Origin of the sequence: Chryseobacterium indologenes, assembly GCF_001295265.1 — a bacterium.
Lineage (GTDB): Bacteria > Bacteroidota > Bacteroidia > Flavobacteriales > Weeksellaceae > Chryseobacterium > Chryseobacterium indologenes_A.
The window spans coordinates 93603-109948 of record NZ_LJOD01000007.1; the positions used below are offsets into that span (position 1 = coordinate 93603).

16 protein-coding genes are annotated in these 16346 nt (G+C 39.5%); 3 read left to right on the top strand and 13 right to left on the bottom strand.

The window, feature by feature from the left end; all coding sequences use genetic code 11:
* Positions 1-9: 9 nt before the first annotated feature.
* The 8 genes from AOB46_RS11885 to AOB46_RS11920 form a co-directional block, all read right to left on the bottom strand.
* On the bottom strand, positions 10-717 hold the full coding sequence (locus AOB46_RS11885; protein ID WP_131724363.1) for a hypothetical protein: 708 nt from the start codon (positions 715-717) through the stop codon (positions 10-12).
* A gap of 308 nt (positions 718-1025) precedes the next feature.
* Positions 1026-2942, bottom strand: coding sequence for a histidine kinase (locus AOB46_RS11890; RefSeq protein WP_062699575.1), 1917 nt, complete (start codon positions 2940-2942; stop codon positions 1026-1028).
* The gene (locus AOB46_RS11895) at positions 2943-3683 is read right to left on the bottom strand and encodes a LytR/AlgR family response regulator transcription factor (RefSeq protein WP_062699577.1); all 741 of its coding nucleotides are present in this window, start codon (positions 3681-3683) and stop codon (positions 2943-2945) included.
* A 219-nt stretch (positions 3684-3902) separates the two neighbouring features.
* A complete protein-coding gene (gene bioA, locus AOB46_RS11900) occupies positions 3903-5186 on the bottom strand; it encodes an adenosylmethionine--8-amino-7-oxononanoate transaminase (RefSeq protein WP_062699579.1) in 1284 nt (427 codons plus the stop codon).
* Positions 5187-5379: 193 nt separating this feature from the next.
* Positions 5380-6372, bottom strand: coding sequence for a biotin synthase BioB (gene bioB / locus AOB46_RS11905; protein WP_062699580.1), 993 nt, complete (start codon positions 6370-6372; stop codon positions 5380-5382).
* Positions 6373-6374: 2 nt separating this feature from the next.
* Entirely contained in the window at positions 6375-6986 is a 612-nt protein-coding gene (gene bioD, locus AOB46_RS11910; protein WP_062699582.1) for a dethiobiotin synthase, read from the bottom strand.
* A gap of 47 nt (positions 6987-7033) precedes the next feature.
* Positions 7034-8134, bottom strand: coding sequence for an aminotransferase class I/II-fold pyridoxal phosphate-dependent enzyme (locus AOB46_RS11915; RefSeq protein ID WP_062699584.1), 1101 nt, complete (start codon positions 8132-8134; stop codon positions 7034-7036).
* A complete protein-coding gene (locus tag AOB46_RS11920; protein WP_062699586.1) occupies positions 8127-8750 on the bottom strand; it encodes a hypothetical protein in 624 nt (207 codons plus the stop codon). The genes AOB46_RS11915 and AOB46_RS11920 overlap by 8 nt, the downstream gene beginning before the upstream one ends.
* A 65-nt stretch (positions 8751-8815) precedes the next feature.
* On the opposite strand from AOB46_RS11920, the gene AOB46_RS11925 reads away from it, so the two are divergent.
* Positions 8816-10303, top strand: a complete 1488-nt coding sequence (locus tag AOB46_RS11925; protein ID WP_062699588.1) for a PLP-dependent aminotransferase family protein — start codon at positions 8816-8818, stop codon at positions 10301-10303.
* Between the two features lie 282 nt (positions 10304-10585).
* Here the strand turns inward: AOB46_RS11925 and AOB46_RS11930 are convergent, their stop codons facing one another.
* The 4 genes from AOB46_RS11930 to AOB46_RS11945 form a co-directional block, all read right to left on the bottom strand.
* A complete protein-coding gene (locus tag AOB46_RS11930) occupies positions 10586-11110 on the bottom strand; it encodes a GNAT family N-acetyltransferase (protein ID WP_062699590.1) in 525 nt (174 codons plus the stop codon).
* 13 nt (positions 11111-11123) lie between these two features.
* On the bottom strand, positions 11124-11702 hold the full coding sequence (locus AOB46_RS11935; protein WP_062699592.1) for a nucleosidase: 579 nt from the start codon (positions 11700-11702) through the stop codon (positions 11124-11126).
* A gap of 14 nt (positions 11703-11716) precedes the next feature.
* Positions 11717-12415 carry a DsbA family protein gene (locus AOB46_RS11940; protein WP_062699594.1) on the bottom strand — a complete coding sequence of 233 codons (699 nt, stop codon included), beginning with the start codon at positions 12413-12415 and terminating at the stop codon, positions 11717-11719.
* Positions 12416-12535: 120 nt separating this feature from the next.
* The gene (locus AOB46_RS11945) at positions 12536-13729 is read right to left on the bottom strand and encodes an MFS transporter (protein ID WP_062699832.1); all 1194 of its coding nucleotides are present in this window, start codon (positions 13727-13729) and stop codon (positions 12536-12538) included.
* A gap of 299 nt (positions 13730-14028) precedes the next feature.
* Here AOB46_RS11945 and AOB46_RS11950 point away from each other — a divergent pair, with 299 nt between their 5' ends.
* Entirely contained in the window at positions 14029-14760 is a 732-nt protein-coding gene (locus tag AOB46_RS11950; protein WP_062699596.1) for an MBL fold metallo-hydrolase, read from the top strand.
* A 13-nt stretch (positions 14761-14773) separates the two neighbouring features.
* Here the strand turns inward: AOB46_RS11950 and AOB46_RS11955 are convergent, their stop codons facing one another.
* Positions 14774-15067, bottom strand: a complete 294-nt coding sequence (locus AOB46_RS11955; RefSeq protein ID WP_062699598.1) for a helix-turn-helix transcriptional regulator — start codon at positions 15065-15067, stop codon at positions 14774-14776.
* Between the two features lie 667 nt (positions 15068-15734).
* Here AOB46_RS11955 and AOB46_RS11960 point away from each other — a divergent pair.
* Entirely contained in the window at positions 15735-16328 is a 594-nt protein-coding gene (locus tag AOB46_RS11960; RefSeq protein ID WP_062699600.1) for a Crp/Fnr family transcriptional regulator, read from the top strand.
* Positions 16329-16346: the final 18 nt, after the last annotated feature.

Sequence of the window (16346 nt, forward strand, 5' to 3'; positions counted from 1 at the left end):
TAAACTGAATTATGGCTGAAGTTTTTTTCGGGTAAAAATTAAACAAAAAGTGGCTAAAAGCAGAATTATCCCAATCATAACAGCGAATGCATACAAACCTGAACCCTGCAGATATACAGGCTTTGTAGAAATAAACAATTTACTTTCTGAAAGGTTGCCGGGATTATACATGACAATAAATTTCCCTTCAGCTATCTGCTGTTCTGTTCTTTGCAGGATTTTAGTTTTCAGTTTCTGAATCCTGTTTTTGCTTTCCCATACCGGGTAATATAATTTTTCTGCTTTCAGTTCCGTACGGGTGAAATTGTGCTGCCCGATTTTATAGGCATATGTAATATCTGAATAGGCATACCCGCTGGATTTCCTGGAGGGTTTGTCCCATCCTGACTGATAAAATATTACTTTAGCTTCTGCCGTATTCCAACGTAAATGGGTCCCCTGAAATTCTTTAAATCTCAAAAACGGAGAGACAGAAAAAAGAACCAGCAGGAAAACATAAATACATACAAGCAGCATTAAAAAATATTCTCCTTTCTTCTTCCAGCCTATCACTTGCGTTTTCCTCAATATAAAAACAAGAGATGAAATAATTAGCGCATAAATAAAATAATGGTAGCTGTTGACGATAAATATAAAGGTCAGAATCATTGCTGCCATGATAACAGCTCCCAGCGAAGTAAAGATTCGATCAACGATATGTTTAAAGCTCTTTTTCAATGATAATATGAAGCATTTAATGAGTTTATGATCCCACAACTGTAGTTTCAAATTTCTGAAATATGTATTATAAGGAATGAAAGCTTAATATTTTTCTCCTATTACGATAATACCCATGCCACATTAAAAACGGATACAAAAAAATAATTGGCTCCGGTTTCTGCATCCGGAGTGAAGAGCATAAACAACCATCAATACTTCTTTATCACCATTTTCGGAATTTTATAATTCCCGGGTAAAAATAAAAAAGTATTGATGATAGAACAGACCTATTTACAATCCATCCTGAATTATTTACAATCCGTAAATTAAGGATATACTACCGGTATTAATAGGGTTACCACGGTACCGCTGCCTGCATTTTTAGAAATATTCACACTTGCTTTTTTACCGAGCAGCTGCATTCTTTCCCTGCTGATTGTACCGGATAATGAACGGTGTGACGTTTCTGCCTGATGGGCCTGGCTTCGTCCGGTATCGGTAACGGTAACCTGTAAAACATCATCGTCCAGTTTAAAACATACCTCAATATTTCCGGTATGGGAATCCAGATTAATACCGTGAAGGATTGCATTTTCCACATAAGGCTGAATCAGCATCGGAGGGAGTAATGCAGCTCCTAAATCCTGTTCATCCGGCTGGATGATAGTATAGGTGAAAGCATTTTCATACCGCATCTGCTGCAGGCAAAGATAGTTTTCCAGTGTTTCAATCTCTTCATTCAAGGGAACCAGATTTTCCCTGCTCAGTTCAAGGCTGCTTCGGAGAAGACGGCTGAAGCGATTCAGGTATTTAATCGCGTTTTCCTTTTTATCCAATCTCACAAAGCTCTGTACTGCGGATAATGTATTGAAAATGAAATGAGGCTCCATCTGTGTACGGAGTAATTGCTGCTGAAGAAGCAGTTTTTCTTTTTCCTGTCTTGTACGGCGCTGACGGAAGCTGTAATATAAAAACAACAGCACAATTCCCAAAAGAACAGATCCTAAGACAGAGATAACAAGCCATAAGTGATTCTGTTCCAGTTCCAGCTGGTTAATTTTGATATTTTCATTCAGGGTACGGATAGAACGATCTTTAGCCTGAAGCTGATAAAGGGCATTCATTTCAGCAACAGCCTGGGTATTTTCCGTTTCGTATACCTCTTTCTGAAGTTTTGCAGCCTGTTTCATCTGTTCAATAGCTTCGTTGGGCTTTCCCTGTAATTGATACAGGCCGGCAAGACTGTTCAGGTATAAAACCTCATTGTAGTTATAGATCAGTTTGGGGTGACGTTTTTTCAGGGCTTCTGTTTTCTGAAGAAATTCCCGTGCTTTTTCCGCTTGTTTAAGTACAACATAGGTTGCAGCGATATCACTGTAATCAACAAAAAGGTTATTGATCTCAACCACAAGAGGCTTTTCATTGTAGTGGGTTTCGTCATTCTTTGCTTTCATAAGCTGATAATGAAGCAGGGAGTCCCGCTGATCCTGAGAATCAAAATATTTCATTTTGGCATCATACAGAAAGCTAATGTCGTAACGATCAGGATTCCGTGCATGAAGAGTTTCCAGCTTATGGAGATAAGGTTTTATACTATCTGCGGGCTTATTCAGGGTACTGAGGGTGAATATCATCTGTACGAGTACCCGTTGTTTATTAACATGGCCTTCAGGGAGAGAAACCGTCCAGGGCAGAGCTGCGCGGTTCATTTTTTCGGCAAGATTATACTGAAAAGCATTAAGGTTACTCTGTGCAGCTGAAAGCAATATGGCTGAACGGGCTTCATCTGATAAATGAACAGCGGTATCTGAAACAATAGCTGCCGCTTTATTATAATAATAGCCTGCTTCCCGTTGTTTAGCCTCCATACTCCGGATATTCCCTATCCCGTTATATATAAGTGTTTTATACTGAAGGTTTCCTGAGGTTGGTTCTATAAGCTCAAGAGCCTGCTCAACATAATAACGGGCAGAATCCTGACCGCGCATCCCATACAGGCGGGCCATCTGATATTTGACAATTGCAGATAGTGTTGTGTCTTTTGCCACCAGTGGATTTTTATCATATTTACGCCAGACAGCAACCATAGAATCTGCATTTTTAGGATTTACGGGTGCATTTTCTAATGTATTGATCTGCTTTAAGAGCGCATTCTCCTGCTTAACAGCATTCTGTTTTTTATTGCATCCTGAAACCAGCAAAGCTGCTGCTCCAAGGTAGATAATCCGAAATATATGTTTCATTTATTTATTCAAAAGCTGAGTTAATATGGCATTTTTACGTCGCAGGGAAATAGGAATTTCCTCTTTATTTTTAAGGACAATATATTCTGAACGGTTAAGTCCTGAAATATACTGGCGGTTGACCAGATAAGACTGGTGGGTACGCAGAAAATGCGGTGCGGGTAATAATTCCTCATAATATTTAAGAGGCTTTGAGATCAGCTCCTTAGTTCCATTATTCAGAAAGAAAAAAGTGTAAGGCCCATCCCCTTTACAGTAAACAATATCCTGAACTTTAATAATATGGGTACTGTGAACGGTATTAAGGGCGATACTTTCAGGAAGATCTGAAGCCTCCATAGACTGCTGGGTCAGCATGAGCTGCTGCATCCACTGTGGATTATTTTCACTTTTGCGGCGGTATCTTCCCAGGGACTCTCTCAGTTCAAATTGGTCAACAGGCTTCAGGAGATAATCCAGGGCTCCGTATTTAATAGCCTTGATAGCAAAATGATTATAGGCGGTAATAAATATGATGTTCTGAGGAATTGGATTGAGCAATTTCAGAAGATCAAAAGCCGTCCCGTCCCGGAGCTGGATATCCATCAGGATGACATCAGGCTGCTTTTCCTGAATCAGTTGTATGGCAGTTTGTACACTGTCACTCCAGCCAACCAGTTCCGTATCGGCTTCCTGATGAATCAGGAAACTGATTTCCTTACGTACTGCCGGTTCATCTTCTATGATCACAATGCTTATCATTTCTACGTTTTTTAGCACAGTAAAAATAATGATTGTAAACTAAGAAATCAGCCAGGATTTACAATTCGCTGTTAAATTTTTACAAAATGAAATAAAATCAAATTAAGAATGCTTGGAAATCATTATTTTAAAGTAAAATATTTCACATGATTTTTTTTGTGACGCTTATTTCCTGTACCTCATTTTCCTGTATTGTGAAAAAACCGGAGGAAAATTGGATCAGGCATCTTCCTTTAAAACTTCAAGAATTTTCTGATAAATAAAGTTCAGCTCATCTGAAGTAATGCAGTATGGAGGAACTAAATACATGCTATTTCCTAACGGACGCATAATAATCCCGCGCCGCAGGAATTTTTCATACAAAATTTTCCCTATTTCATTAAAATAAGAAGTATTCTCATTGGTTTTAAAATCAAAAGCGAGAATGGTTCCGGTCTGCCGTACATTTTCAACGTTTTGGTGCCTGGCAAGAACTGAGGCAAACCCTGAATGCTGTTCACCAATCCGGTTGATAGCTGCCTGTGTGTCTTCATTCAGAAGAAGCTCCATACTCGCCAATGCCGCGGTGCATGCTAAAGGATTAGCCGTAAAAGAATGCCCGTGAAACAAGGTTTTGTATTTATCATCAGACAAAAATGCATTGAAAATATCCTGTGAGCATGAAGTGATCCCCATTGGCATGGTTCCGCCTGTTAATCCCTTTGAAAAACACATTATATCCGGCATTTCTGACAAATGATCTGCAGCAAAAAGCTTTCCTGTTCTTCCGAAACCTGTAAATACTTCATCCTGTACCATTAAAATTCCTGATTCTCTGCAGCATTTCATCAGCTCACTAAGATCATCGGCAGTATACATCAGCATTCCGGCAGCTCCCTGTACCAAAGGTTCATAAATGAAACAGGCCGTTTCAGAAGCCATATTTCTGATCTGGATTTTAAGGTCCTCAAGGTTTTCACGGGCAGGAGTATCAATAAAAATAACGTCAAAAAGCATACTCCCGAATGGTTTTGTCCAGACACTCCTTCCACTCACAGACATCGCCCCGAAAGTATCGCCATGATACGCATTTTTGAATGCCAGGATTTTTGTTTTTTTCTGTCCTTTATTATAAGCATACTGAACACACATTTTAAGGGCCGCCTCCACTGCCGTAGAACCATTATCTGAATAAAAAATTTTTCCCTGATTATCAGGAAGCAACTGTAACAGATTTTCAGAAAGCCTGACTGCCGGCTCATGAGTGAAGCCTGCAAAAATAACCTGTTCCAACGTATTTAACTGCTGAAATACCCGTTCAGCAATAAAGGGATGAGCGTGGCCATGTAAAGTGACCCACCATGATGAAACAGCATCAATATATTTATTCCCTTCATCATCATAAAGGTAAACTCCTTTACCGCTCACAATGGGAATAGCTTCTCCGGCAGTTTTCATCTGTGTATACGGATGCCAGTTAACTGCCTGGTCCCTTTCCCTGAGATTTTGTATCAATGTATTCATGTGAAATGTATATTTTTAGTTTTTTAGGAGAAAGCAGCCGGTGTACTACAGAATAGCTCCGGCTGCTTTTTCCAACTCCGTATCCAGCACAGCTGCTTTATGTATGTTGCAGTAAAGCAGACAGTAATTTTACAACCAATGCCAGCAGAATTATAATCAGAAGCCAGAAATTCATAGCTTATATTTTTAATAATTAGCAGCAGGTTTCCGCTTTTTTGCTTGATTTCATAGGCTTGAGTCCCAGTGTTTCCAGCATCTGCATATCTTCCGATACACCGGGATTAGGAGTTACCAGAAGTGTTTCCCTTTCTCCGGTGAAAATAGAATTGGCACCAGCCATAAAGCACCAGGCCTGTTCGGTTTCAGTCATTTCAATTCTTCCGGCGCTTAATCTAACCATGGAAGAAGGCATTACAATTCTTGCGGTGGCAATCATTCTTACCATTTCCCAGGAATCCACTTTTTGATTATTTTCAAGAGGTGTTCCTTCCACCCTTGCCAATGCGTTGATAGGAACAGATTCCGGATGTTTAGGCATTGTAGCTAAAGTCAATAACATTGAGATCCGGTCTCCGTGAGTTTCTCCCAACCCGATAATTCCTCCTGAACACACGGTAATTCCTGCTTTTCTTACATTATTAATGGTATTGATCCTGTTATCAAAAGTTCTGGTAGAAATAATTTCTTCATAATACTGCTCTGAAGTATCGAGATTATGATTATAGGCATATAATCCCGCTTCCTGTAGGCGTATGGCCTGTTCTTCAGTAAGCATACCCAGTGTACAGCAAACTTCCATTCCGAGTTCATTCACTCCTTTTACCATATCAATAACCCTGTCAAAATCCCTGTTATTCCGTACTTCGCGCCATGCTGCGGCCATACAGAAACGGGAAGATCCGCTGTCTTTTGCTTTCTGGGCGTGGGCAATTACAGTTTCGGTTGGCAGCAGAGCCTGCACTTTGATATTGGTATGATAACGGGCTGCCTGTCCGCAGTAAGAACAGTCTTCCGGGCATCCTCCTGTTTTGATGGACAATAAAGTGGAAACCTGTACTTCCGAAGGATTATGCCATTCCCTGTGTACGGTTGCTGCTTTGTAAATAAGCTCCAACAGGGGAAGATGGTAGATGTCTTCTATTTCTTTTTTGGTCCAGTTATTTCTGATTTCAGTTTTTTTATCCATTATTATAAATTTGTTTTTGTTAATTGTTCTGCGATAGCTTTGATACTGTCTTTTGCTGGCCGATTCATTTCAGGAATTCTGATGATCTTTGTTTCTTTTTTAATGAACCCCGAAATAACCCGTTCTGTATCAGGCGGAAAAGTTCCGTTGAGAATCAGGTATTCCACTTTTATGTTTTTCTGTTGAAGGGCCATAAGAGAAAGTAAAGTGTGGTTAATACAACCCAAATAATTTCTGACCACCAGAGCAACAGGAATATCCAGCTTTTCAACCAGATCGATCATAAATTCTTCGTCTGAAAGGGGAACCATAAGGCCTCCCGCTCCTTCTACAATCAGTGGCCGATCAGTTTCCGGAAGCTTAAAATCTTCCACACGGATGTGTATATTTTCTTCCCGTGCAGACTGATGCGGAGAGGCAGGCAGTTGGAGACGATAAGTTTCCGGATGACATCTTGTATTGTCTGTCCAGTCTGCTACTTTATGACTGTCTGTATAATCAAGATCCCCGGATTGAACGGGTTTCCAGTAATCAGCTTTAAAATATTGGGTTAAAATGGCAGAGCATATTGTTTTTCCTACCTCTGTTCCGATTCCGGTGATGAATAGTTTCATATTAATCAGGTAAAGACAACTTCAGATCTTTAATCCGTTGATCTTTTTTAAATTAGTTTTTTAATAATTTCTGAAAGTGTTACAATTTCCTCTTCTGTATTGAAGCTGTGGAGGCATATCCTCAGTCTTTCTGCTCCCTCTTTTACGGCAGGGCTGTATACTGCATAGGTTAAAAATCCATTTTCTGACAAAGTACTCTGCATAATTTTTAATCGTTCGTTATCAGGAATTAATATCGCCTGAACAGGACTGCCGTCTGAAGATGGTGTTTGTAAAGCCTGCTTTCTGAAGAGTTGAATATTTTGGTGAAGCTTTTCTGATAATTCAGGGCTTTGTTTTAAAAACTCATATCCTGTTTTTATAGCAGTCCATTGAAAACCCTGGGATGCTGTGCTATAAATGAAGGGGGATGCGAAATTAATCAGATAAGATTTCACCATATCATTACATAATACTGCGGCACCATGTGCTCCTAAAGCTTTTCCGTAAGTGATCACTGCTGCAGAAACCTTTTCGTAAAGCTCATATTGCTGAACTAAACCATATCCAAATACTCCAAAGGCATGGGCTTCATCTATGATTAGTGAAGCATTGTATTTATCAGCCAATTCTGACATTTCCTTTAATGGAGCAAGATCTCCTTCCATTGAATACAGACTTTCTGCCGCGATGAAACAATGTCCGTTCTGTCTTTTAAGCAGGTGTTCCAGATGATTCAGATCATTATGTCTGAATTTCAGCTTCCGTGCATTAGACATTCTGCAGGCATCATGAACGGAACGATGTATTTGTTCATCAACAATAATGGTATCATGACGATCCGGAAGAGCAGAAAATAGGGCAAGATTGGCATTGTATCCTGAAGGAAACAGTAACGCGGCAGAATATTGATGTTCTTTCGCAATAAATTCCTCGGTTTGCGAGACAGCACAACTGTTTCCGCTAATCAGTCTGGAACCTGTGCTTCCTGAAAGGAGTTCCGGTTTTTCAATGACCTGCTTTACTAGTATGCTCTGAAGTTCTTTATTTCCGGCCAATCCGAGATAATCATTAGAATAAAAGTCAATGCCTTCTCTTCTCGGCTTTAAGCTCCTTACTATTCCTGCCTCCTTTCTTTTATTAAGATTTTCCTGAAGTCTGTTAAGCATAGTTCACCTTTGAAACTTCTTTATACACAGCCTTAATCCATTGATCATGAAGCTCTTTCTCTATCGTCAGGATGTGTTCCGCATGGATTTTCCAGTCACCGGAAAATTCATTCAGCTGGTTAATCATTTCTTCCAGATGGCCTTCCTCTTCCAGAATAATAGATTTGACCATAATTCTGGAGGCCTCTTTGGTAAGAACATTCTGGTAAACGGGATACAACTCATCAGCACGAACCTCTATGGCATAAGTCACAAAAAGGTAAGCAGCATACTTTAATTCTTCCGTAGTCAGCTGAAAGGCATTTTTAAGGTATCTGCAGGCTTTGATGTCCAAAGTGTGGAGGTATTGTCTTGTAGCAATTGCCGCGAGGAGTTCATGATCATCATAAGTCAGACAGTATTCCGGATCAATTTTTCCGATCTGCTTTTTCAGATAGTAAGCATGGCGGTGCTCTTCCGCAGCATGTTTCAGCTGGATCAGGCTGACAGAAACAGGATGTTCACATTTTGAGATCTTTCTGGCCCCTGCATTTTCCATAAAAGAAAGAGTATTCAGCCATTGTGCATGGGTTTTGCCATCCCGTACGATCTTTTCAAGCATACGATGAAATTCCATAGATTTTTATTTTGAGCCAAAAGTAGTATATTGCCGGACCATTAAAAGGTGCCAGTTTTAATATTATGAATAGTCCGGTTAAGATTCCTTATCAGAGCTTTATAGAAATTGACAGAAATTCAGAGACTGCAATTTATCTGCAGGTTGCCAATCAACTGATCAATGCCATACAGCGGGGGTTTCTTCCTTTCGGAACCAAGTTGCCGGGAACCAGGCTGTTCAGTGAAATTTTAGAGGTCCACCGCAATACAGCTGTAGCTGTTTATGACGAATTGTCCGCACAGGGATGGGTAGAGAGTCTTCCGAATAAAGGAACATTTATTATTGGGGAGAATCAAAAAAAACCAGTTAAAGTAAAGGATTTTGAAAAGAATAATCTTCAGAATTATCCTGAAGCCACAGGATTTTCGTTTAAGACCTCTAATATTCTGGATAATCCTTTTGAGCATTCAGATTGTGAATATATTTTTAATGATGGCGTTCCGGATATCAGGCTGACACAAATCGGCCGGCATTCAAGGTTTTACAGTTCCATTCTTAAACGGAAATCCAACCAGAAGATGCTGGGACATTATAATCATGACGGAAGTGAATTTTTCAAACAGCATTTATCGCACTACCTGAATCTTTCCCGCGGTCTTCCGATCTCCAAAAACAACCTGCTCATTACCAGAAGCACGGAAATGAGTATTTACATTGTTTCACAGATATTACTTTCTGAAGGAGATACGGTATTGGTTGGTGCGCTGAGCTACTTTTCCGTGAATATGATCTTTCAGAAATCGAAAGTCAATATCATATCCCTGCCCATAGATAATGAAGGAATTAAGGTTGAAAGTGTAAGGGAAGCCTGTAAAAAGCAGCGTATAAGAATGCTTTATCTTACCCCCCACCACCACTATCCTACTACCGTTGCTTTAAGTGCCCAAAGACGACTGGAGTTGCTGGAGCTGGCCAATGAATATGGTTTTATCATCTTGGAAGATGATTATGATTATGAGTTTCATTATGACAAGAGCCCGATTCTTCCGCTTGCCAGTGCTGATACCAACGGGATGGTGATTTATATCGGTTCTTTCGGGAAATCGCTGGCTCCGGGATTCAGAACCGGATTTATTGTGGCTCCGGAAAACCTGATGGCAGAAATGAGAAAATATCTCGGAATTATAGACCGGCAGGGTGATATTCTGATGGAAAGAGCTTTGGGAGAAATGATTGAAGAAGGAGAGATACACCGTTACCTGAAAAAATCTTTGAAAGTTTACCAGGAAAGAAGAGATTATTTTGCATTGCTGCTTAATGAACATCTGAATGGCCTCATCCGGTTTCAGAAGCCATCCGGAGGGCTTGCTTTCTGGATGGAATGGACTGTTCCCGTTAATCTGATGCTGCTGAGCCGGAACTGTGCCCAACAGAATCTTTTTATTCCTAAAACACTGCTTTATCAGAACAGAGATCTTACAGCTATGCGAATAGGCTTTGGAAATTTTAATGTTGAAGAAATGGAACGGAGTATTGCAATTCTTTCGAAGAATGTAACCGATTTGATTTAAATGATAATCTCACAGACGGTATAGATCTTTTGCTGAAATACGCAAGGCCGTAAGAATTATTTTATAACAGCTAAAAAACAGCCTCCCAAAAGCGGAAGGCTGTTTTTTTAGAATTAATTATGTTTTAAAAAATCATTAAATAAAACCAGCTGTTCAGATAGCGACCAGATCCAGTATTGCTCATCATGACCACTCAAAGACTCAATATAGAGATGCTGGATTTTCAGATCTGTAAGCTTTTTATGAAAATTCCTGTTCTATCAGCTCTTTTAAACCTGAAAATTATGGCTTGAGAGTTTTTCTCATCATGAGGTCGGTCTGTTCATCATCTCCCAGTCTGAAAGTATGGGTTCCGAATGTTTCAAACCCATTTTTCCTGTAAAAATCAAGAGCTCTCCGGTTTTCTTCCCAGACGCCTAACCACAAATATTCCTTCTGAAGATTTTCCGCCATTTCGATAGCTTTCTCATACAGGAGTTGTCCTATTTTTTTGCCGTGATGGCTTTTTTTAACATAAATACGTTCTATTTCCAGGGCATCATCATTCTGAAGCTCAGTTTGCGCTGATCCTGCATTCAGTTTCAGGTATCCTACAGGATCATCATCTTCCCAGGCAATGAAAAAATGAGAATCAGCATTATTCAGCTCTGATTTTATTTTTCCTGTACTGAAGCTCTCTTCCAGATATTGTTTCATCGCTTCTTCAGAATTGCTCTCCGAAAAGGTTTCCGAAAAAGTCTGTCTGCCAAGGGTCTGTATTGTTTCCAGATCCTCAGCAGTAGCCTTATTGATTATTATTGGAACCATTTTTTGTTTGAATTTAAAATAATATTCTTCTGAACGCTTCCGCTGCCAGATGTACCTGTACACTCCAGTCATCAGCCGCATCGCTTCCTGCATCATCCGAAATATACTTCAGACAGAGAAAAGGGATATTTTCTTTTTTTGCAATCAGGGCTAATGGATAAGCTTCCATATCTACGATATTATAATCTGTTTCAGAATGATTCATTTCAAAACTGTCACCGCTGCCGCAAATTCCTTCTTTAAGGCCGCTCATCTGCATTCCGTATTCCAGTACAGGCGGAATTCCGGACAGAGGAGTTTCGTACAGGCTGAAGCCAAGCCCTCTTACATCCATATCCCTCTGGATAAATTTTGTACAGCATACCACTTCACCTTTACTGAAACTCTGGCTTCCTGCCGAACCAAGATTAACAATCAGCTTAGGCTTACGCAGATGAACTTCACGGGTAAGTTCTATAGCAGCATTTACCTTTCCTATCCCGGTTATTAATTTATTTTTCCCTTCAAAAGCCTTTCCTGCTTCTGAATCCAGAGCGAAGACAAAGAGTGTCTCTGATACCGGAACATGAAATGTATCGTTAATTTTTATCATTGAATTTCAAAATATTAAATACTACAGCCATCTGAATCACATGAAGCACCTCCACCTGAAAGATCTTTGAAAGGGCTTACCGTTTCTTTATAAGTCTGCTGAAGAGCCTCTTCAAAAACCTGTGGCGGCTGCGCCCCGGATACAGCATATTTCCCGTTCAGGACAAAGAAAGGAACACTGGAAATACCGTTATTTCTTGCTTCCATAATATCCTGATTTACCTCATAATCATATTCATCAGAAGTTAAAGCCGGTTTTGCCTCCAGCTGATTAATGCCTAAATCTTCAGCCAGAGCAATTAAGGTATCTGCATCTCCTACATTTTTACCGTCAATAAAATGGGCTTTGAAAAGAGCTTCTTCCATTTCAGACGATACTCCGTGTTTTTTAGCCAGATGAAGAAGCCGGTGTGCCATAAAGGTATTGGTGATCAGAGCTTTTTCAAAATTAAAATTAATTCCAGCACCTTTTCCTGCTTCTGCAACATGACTGATCATTTGAGAAGCCTGTGCTTCAGGAAATCCTTTTTTCTCTTTAAAATATTGAATGGTATTTTGGGTAGTTGCAGGATCAAGGGCAGGATCAAGCTGAAAGCTCTTCCACTCTACTTCCACTTCATCTTTAAACGGCAGTTTTTCCAGTGCCTGTTCAAAGTTGTGTTTTCCGATATAACAGAACGGACACATAACGTCCGACCATATTTCTATTTTCATTTTTTATTTTTTTATTCCTGATGAAATTTATATTTTCAAATTTAGCCTATCCTGTCAATGTAACAAAATTTATTACAATAATATTATCGACAGCTTTAACAGATGCCCTCTATTGACAGCTTACCTTTCTGAGGTATTCACCCTGTTACAGAAAAGAACGTGTGCAATGATGGCCAGCAGGCCAAAAGAAGCACCTACAAAGCATACCCCATTCCATTCTGCGTACTGCCAGGCAACAGACGCAAGCCAGGTTCCCAATGATCCTCCGATGAAGTAGGATACCATATATACTGTATTCAATCTGTTCACTGCATTGGATTTTATCAGGAAATAGTTGGTCTGATTCATAATGTGGCTCGACTGTACGCCCAGATCTACAAGGATAACACCCACAATCAGGCCCCAGTAGGTTTCTCCGGCAAAATAAGTGAAGCCCCAGCTTCCCAATACAATCAGAAGAGAATATAAAATAATACGGTTAATATCCAGATATTTCTGAAGCTTCCCTACTTTAGCCGCTGCCAAAGCTCCTACAGCTCCGGCAAGTCCGAAACTCCCCACAACAGAAGATCCTGCATTGAATGGAGGCTTTTCCATATGGAAAACCAATGTGGTAAATAAAGCGCACATCGATCCGAATGCCATTGCACCTCTGAAGGAAGCCAGCTGTAGAATCGGCTGCGTTTTAGCCAGATGGGCAACAGAGTCCATAAGTTCTTTATAAGTTCCTTTGAAATTAGGATGCAGTTCCGGAAGCATTTTATAAACGGCAATCCAGACCAGAATCATAAGTCCTGCAGCAATTCCGAACATGGCTCTCCAACCCCAGATTTCCCCAACAATTCCACCTATAAAACGGGAAAGAAGAATTCCCAGAAGCAGTCCGGACATTACCGTTCCGATATTAGATGATTTTTCCTGATCTGATGACAGTTCTGCTGCAATGGGAACAAACAGCTGCGGAATCACGGAAGTAGCACCTATGAGAAGACTGGCTGCGTAAAGCATCCAAAGTTCATTGGCAAAAGTCATCCACAGCAGGGATCCGAATACCAGAAACAAATCAAATAAAATTAATTTTTTACGATAAAATTTATCTCCAAGCGGGACAATCAGGAGCAATCCCAGCGCATATCCAATCTGTGTAAGAACCGAGATCCTGCCTGCTGCACTTTCTGAGACGTTCAGATCATCTGAAATAAGGGCCAGAAGTGGCTGGTTATAATAATTATTGGCAACTACAAGCCCTGAAATAACAGCCATCAGCCAGATCACAGTACGGGAAATACCGTTTGATGAATTTACCTGCATCATAGATTTAAATTTACATCCAATTGAATTATAGATCATGCTGAATAAACAGTTCAGAACTGTTTATGCCAACAGGAAATACCACTTCTTTTTGACACGCAAAGATAATCAATAAAAAAGAGACTGCCCTCGCAGCCATTGCAGAATACCTGTAGGATTGCACTCCATTTTTAACGGAAAAGGGCTTTTGCCTCAGTTCGGGATAAGAATATCTGGATTCAGGTTAGAATGATTGTTTTTAACAATGAACTGTATTGAGAAAAAAGCTTTCAGATTCTGAAAATATTAGGGAAATTTGCATCATGAGAATTATTCCGCTTAAAGAAGGCAATTTTTCGGCCAGCAGAACGAAAGACTTCACCCTTTTAACTGCTGAAAATTCTGATACCGTTAAAGGGATCAGAATGTCCGTACAGCCTTTTCTGATCATTACAGATCATGATTACATCCTTCTTGATGCCGGTATCGGATGGAAAAACCAAAACGGAAGAACTGTTGTTTCCGAAATTCTGGAAAAAGAAAATATAAAACCTGAACAGATTACCAAACTGCTGTTATCCCATCTTCATAAAGACCATATTGATGGCAGTATACGCTATACAACAAATGGTTTTGAGCCGGTTTTTCCCAATGCGGAAATTTATATCCAGAAGCGTGAACTGGATTATGCCATAGAAAACAAGGATAATCCTTCTTTTGATTTTGATATACTGGAAAAATTAATTTCACTGCCGGGCATCGTCTGGATGAATGAAGATAAAGGCCAGATTACGGATGAAATTTCCTTTGAAGTGGTGGGAGGGCATACGCCTTTTATGCAGGTATTCTGGATCAGGGAAAATAATGAAACGGTATTTTACGGTGCTGACGATCTTCCACAGGAGTCTTATCTGAAGTACCATCTTGCTTACAAAACGGATTTTGATGGCAGAAAAGCGATGGAATTAAGACTGAAATGGCAGAAAGAAGCAGTTGAAAAGCGTTGGAAAATACTGCTTTATCATGATCTGGATAAAGCAGTCATTCAAATGTAACCTCAGACAAGGTCTAAAGGTCGTTAAACCATTGGTAGATGTCGACCTCGGAGCGAATATTAAGCTTTTTCCGGAGTCTGTTTTTCCTGTTCTGAATGGCTTTTGGTGTCACAAAAGTATACGTTGCGATTTCCTTAGTGGTAAAGTTGAGCTTTAGATAGATACAAAAAGTCAGTTCAGAATTTTTGAGATTGGGCTGTATGGCTCCGATTTTACTAAAGAAATCCGGATATACCAATCTGAACTTGTTCAGAAGGCGTGGGGAATTTTCTTTGGCCAGCGCTACAATTTCATCCTGTACTAACATTTTTTGACTCAATTCTAAATCGGGTTCAGGTTTTTTGTTTTTCATAATCGTTTTCTCATCTCTACTTATTTTCTGCCGTCATGTGGTATGGCAGTACAATGCTTCGTTTCACTTAACTCCAACAACTGTTTTTTTCAGCTTTTTATTGAAGTATTTTATTAATGGTTTTAAAATTTCATATGTCAAAGAATATCATGCGGATCATATCCGGGTTTCAGAGTTGTTTTTCAATTTCCTGGAAAAAAAGTCCTTCCGGATATTTTAAAACAAAAACAAAGAAATAAAAAATGATTAGATTTTTCCGGAATTGAAATACCACATACATACCACGTAGTTCCTTTAGACCATATAATTACTTTATTTTGAAGTAAGTTTTTAAAATCAGGCTGCAAGTTTTGTCAGCAGGGACAAATGTAAAGATTTAAAACACTTATTTTTTATGATTACAATCAATATACTGTAGATTATTTGCCATGAACGGCAGGCCTTTCGTTACCCGAAAAAATAAAACTGCTGTTATGTGGTACGGGAATGGTACCCCATTTCCCGGAAACCAATTTAAATTGCATTTTCTTTACGTCTGTAAAATTTTATGATATAGTGGTGTTTACTCAGATGATGAAATAAATTATTAAACAAACTGTTTAAATATTAAATATATCACCATATGATCACTGAAGAATTATTAATTACACACGGAGCAACAGTTAAAGATTATCATGCAGGAGATATTATTTTCCATGAGGGAGATCCTCCTCTGTATTACTACCAGATCGGAAGTGGAAAGGTTAAGCTGAATAATTATTCGGAGGACGGCAAAGAATTTATTCAGAATATATTTTCGGACGGCCACAGCATTGGTGAATCCCTTCTTTTTGTAGACAGGCCTTATCCAATGAATGCCGTTGCTATGGAAGAATGCCGTATTCTGAAACTGTCTAAAACCGGTTTTCTGAATATTCTGAAACAAAATCCTGAAATTTCCCTGAATGTCTATCAATGTCTGGCAGAAAGGATGTACTACAAATACATTATGCTGTATAACCTTTCATTCCAGAATCCCGCCATCAAACTGAAACACCTGATGGATTATCTTAAAACACATTATGAAGATAAAACTCCCTATTCATTTCAGATACCTCTTACGCGGCAGCAGCTCGCCTCACTTACCGGACTTCGTGTTGAGACGGTCATTAGAGCCATAAAAAATATGGAAAAAGACAAAGAAGTAAAAATTGAAAAGGGGAAAATATTTTACTGATTAATCATAGTAAAAACA

Excerpts from the sequence above, each read along its gene's own strand:
- AOB46_RS11890 (WP_062699575.1), bottom strand. The coding sequence starts at position 2,942 with ATGAAACATATATTTCGGATTATCTACCTTGGAGCAGCAGCTTTGCTG.
- AOB46_RS11895 (WP_062699577.1), bottom strand. The coding sequence starts at position 3,683 with ATGATAAGCATTGTGATCATAGAAGATGAACCGGCAGTACGTAAGGAA.
- bioA (WP_062699579.1), bottom strand. The coding sequence starts at position 5,186 with ATGAATACATTGATACAAAATCTCAGGGAAAGGGACCAGGCAGTTAAC.
- bioB (WP_062699580.1), bottom strand. The coding sequence starts at position 6,372 with ATGGATAAAAAAACTGAAATCAGAAATAACTGGACCAAAAAAGAAATA.
- bioD (WP_062699582.1), bottom strand. The coding sequence starts at position 6,986 with ATGAAACTATTCATCACCGGAATCGGAACAGAGGTAGGAAAAACAATA.
- AOB46_RS11915 (WP_062699584.1), bottom strand. The coding sequence starts at position 8,134 with ATGCTTAACAGACTTCAGGAAAATCTTAATAAAAGAAAGGAGGCAGGA.
- AOB46_RS11920 (WP_062699586.1), bottom strand. The coding sequence starts at position 8,750 with ATGGAATTTCATCGTATGCTTGAAAAGATCGTACGGGATGGCAAAACC.
- AOB46_RS11925 (WP_062699588.1), top strand. The coding sequence starts at position 8,816 with ATGAATAGTCCGGTTAAGATTCCTTATCAGAGCTTTATAGAAATTGAC.
- AOB46_RS11930 (WP_062699590.1), bottom strand. The coding sequence starts at position 11,110 with ATGGTTCCAATAATAATCAATAAGGCTACTGCTGAGGATCTGGAAACA.
- AOB46_RS11935 (WP_062699592.1), bottom strand. The coding sequence starts at position 11,702 with ATGATAAAAATTAACGATACATTTCATGTTCCGGTATCAGAGACACTC.
- AOB46_RS11940 (WP_062699594.1), bottom strand. The coding sequence starts at position 12,415 with ATGAAAATAGAAATATGGTCGGACGTTATGTGTCCGTTCTGTTATATC.
- AOB46_RS11945 (WP_062699832.1), bottom strand. The coding sequence starts at position 13,729 with ATGATGCAGGTAAATTCATCAAACGGTATTTCCCGTACTGTGATCTGG.
- AOB46_RS11950 (WP_062699596.1), top strand. The coding sequence starts at position 14,029 with ATGAGAATTATTCCGCTTAAAGAAGGCAATTTTTCGGCCAGCAGAACG.
- AOB46_RS11955 (WP_062699598.1), bottom strand. The coding sequence starts at position 15,067 with ATGTTAGTACAGGATGAAATTGTAGCGCTGGCCAAAGAAAATTCCCCA.
- AOB46_RS11960 (WP_062699600.1), top strand. The coding sequence starts at position 15,735 with ATGATCACTGAAGAATTATTAATTACACACGGAGCAACAGTTAAAGAT.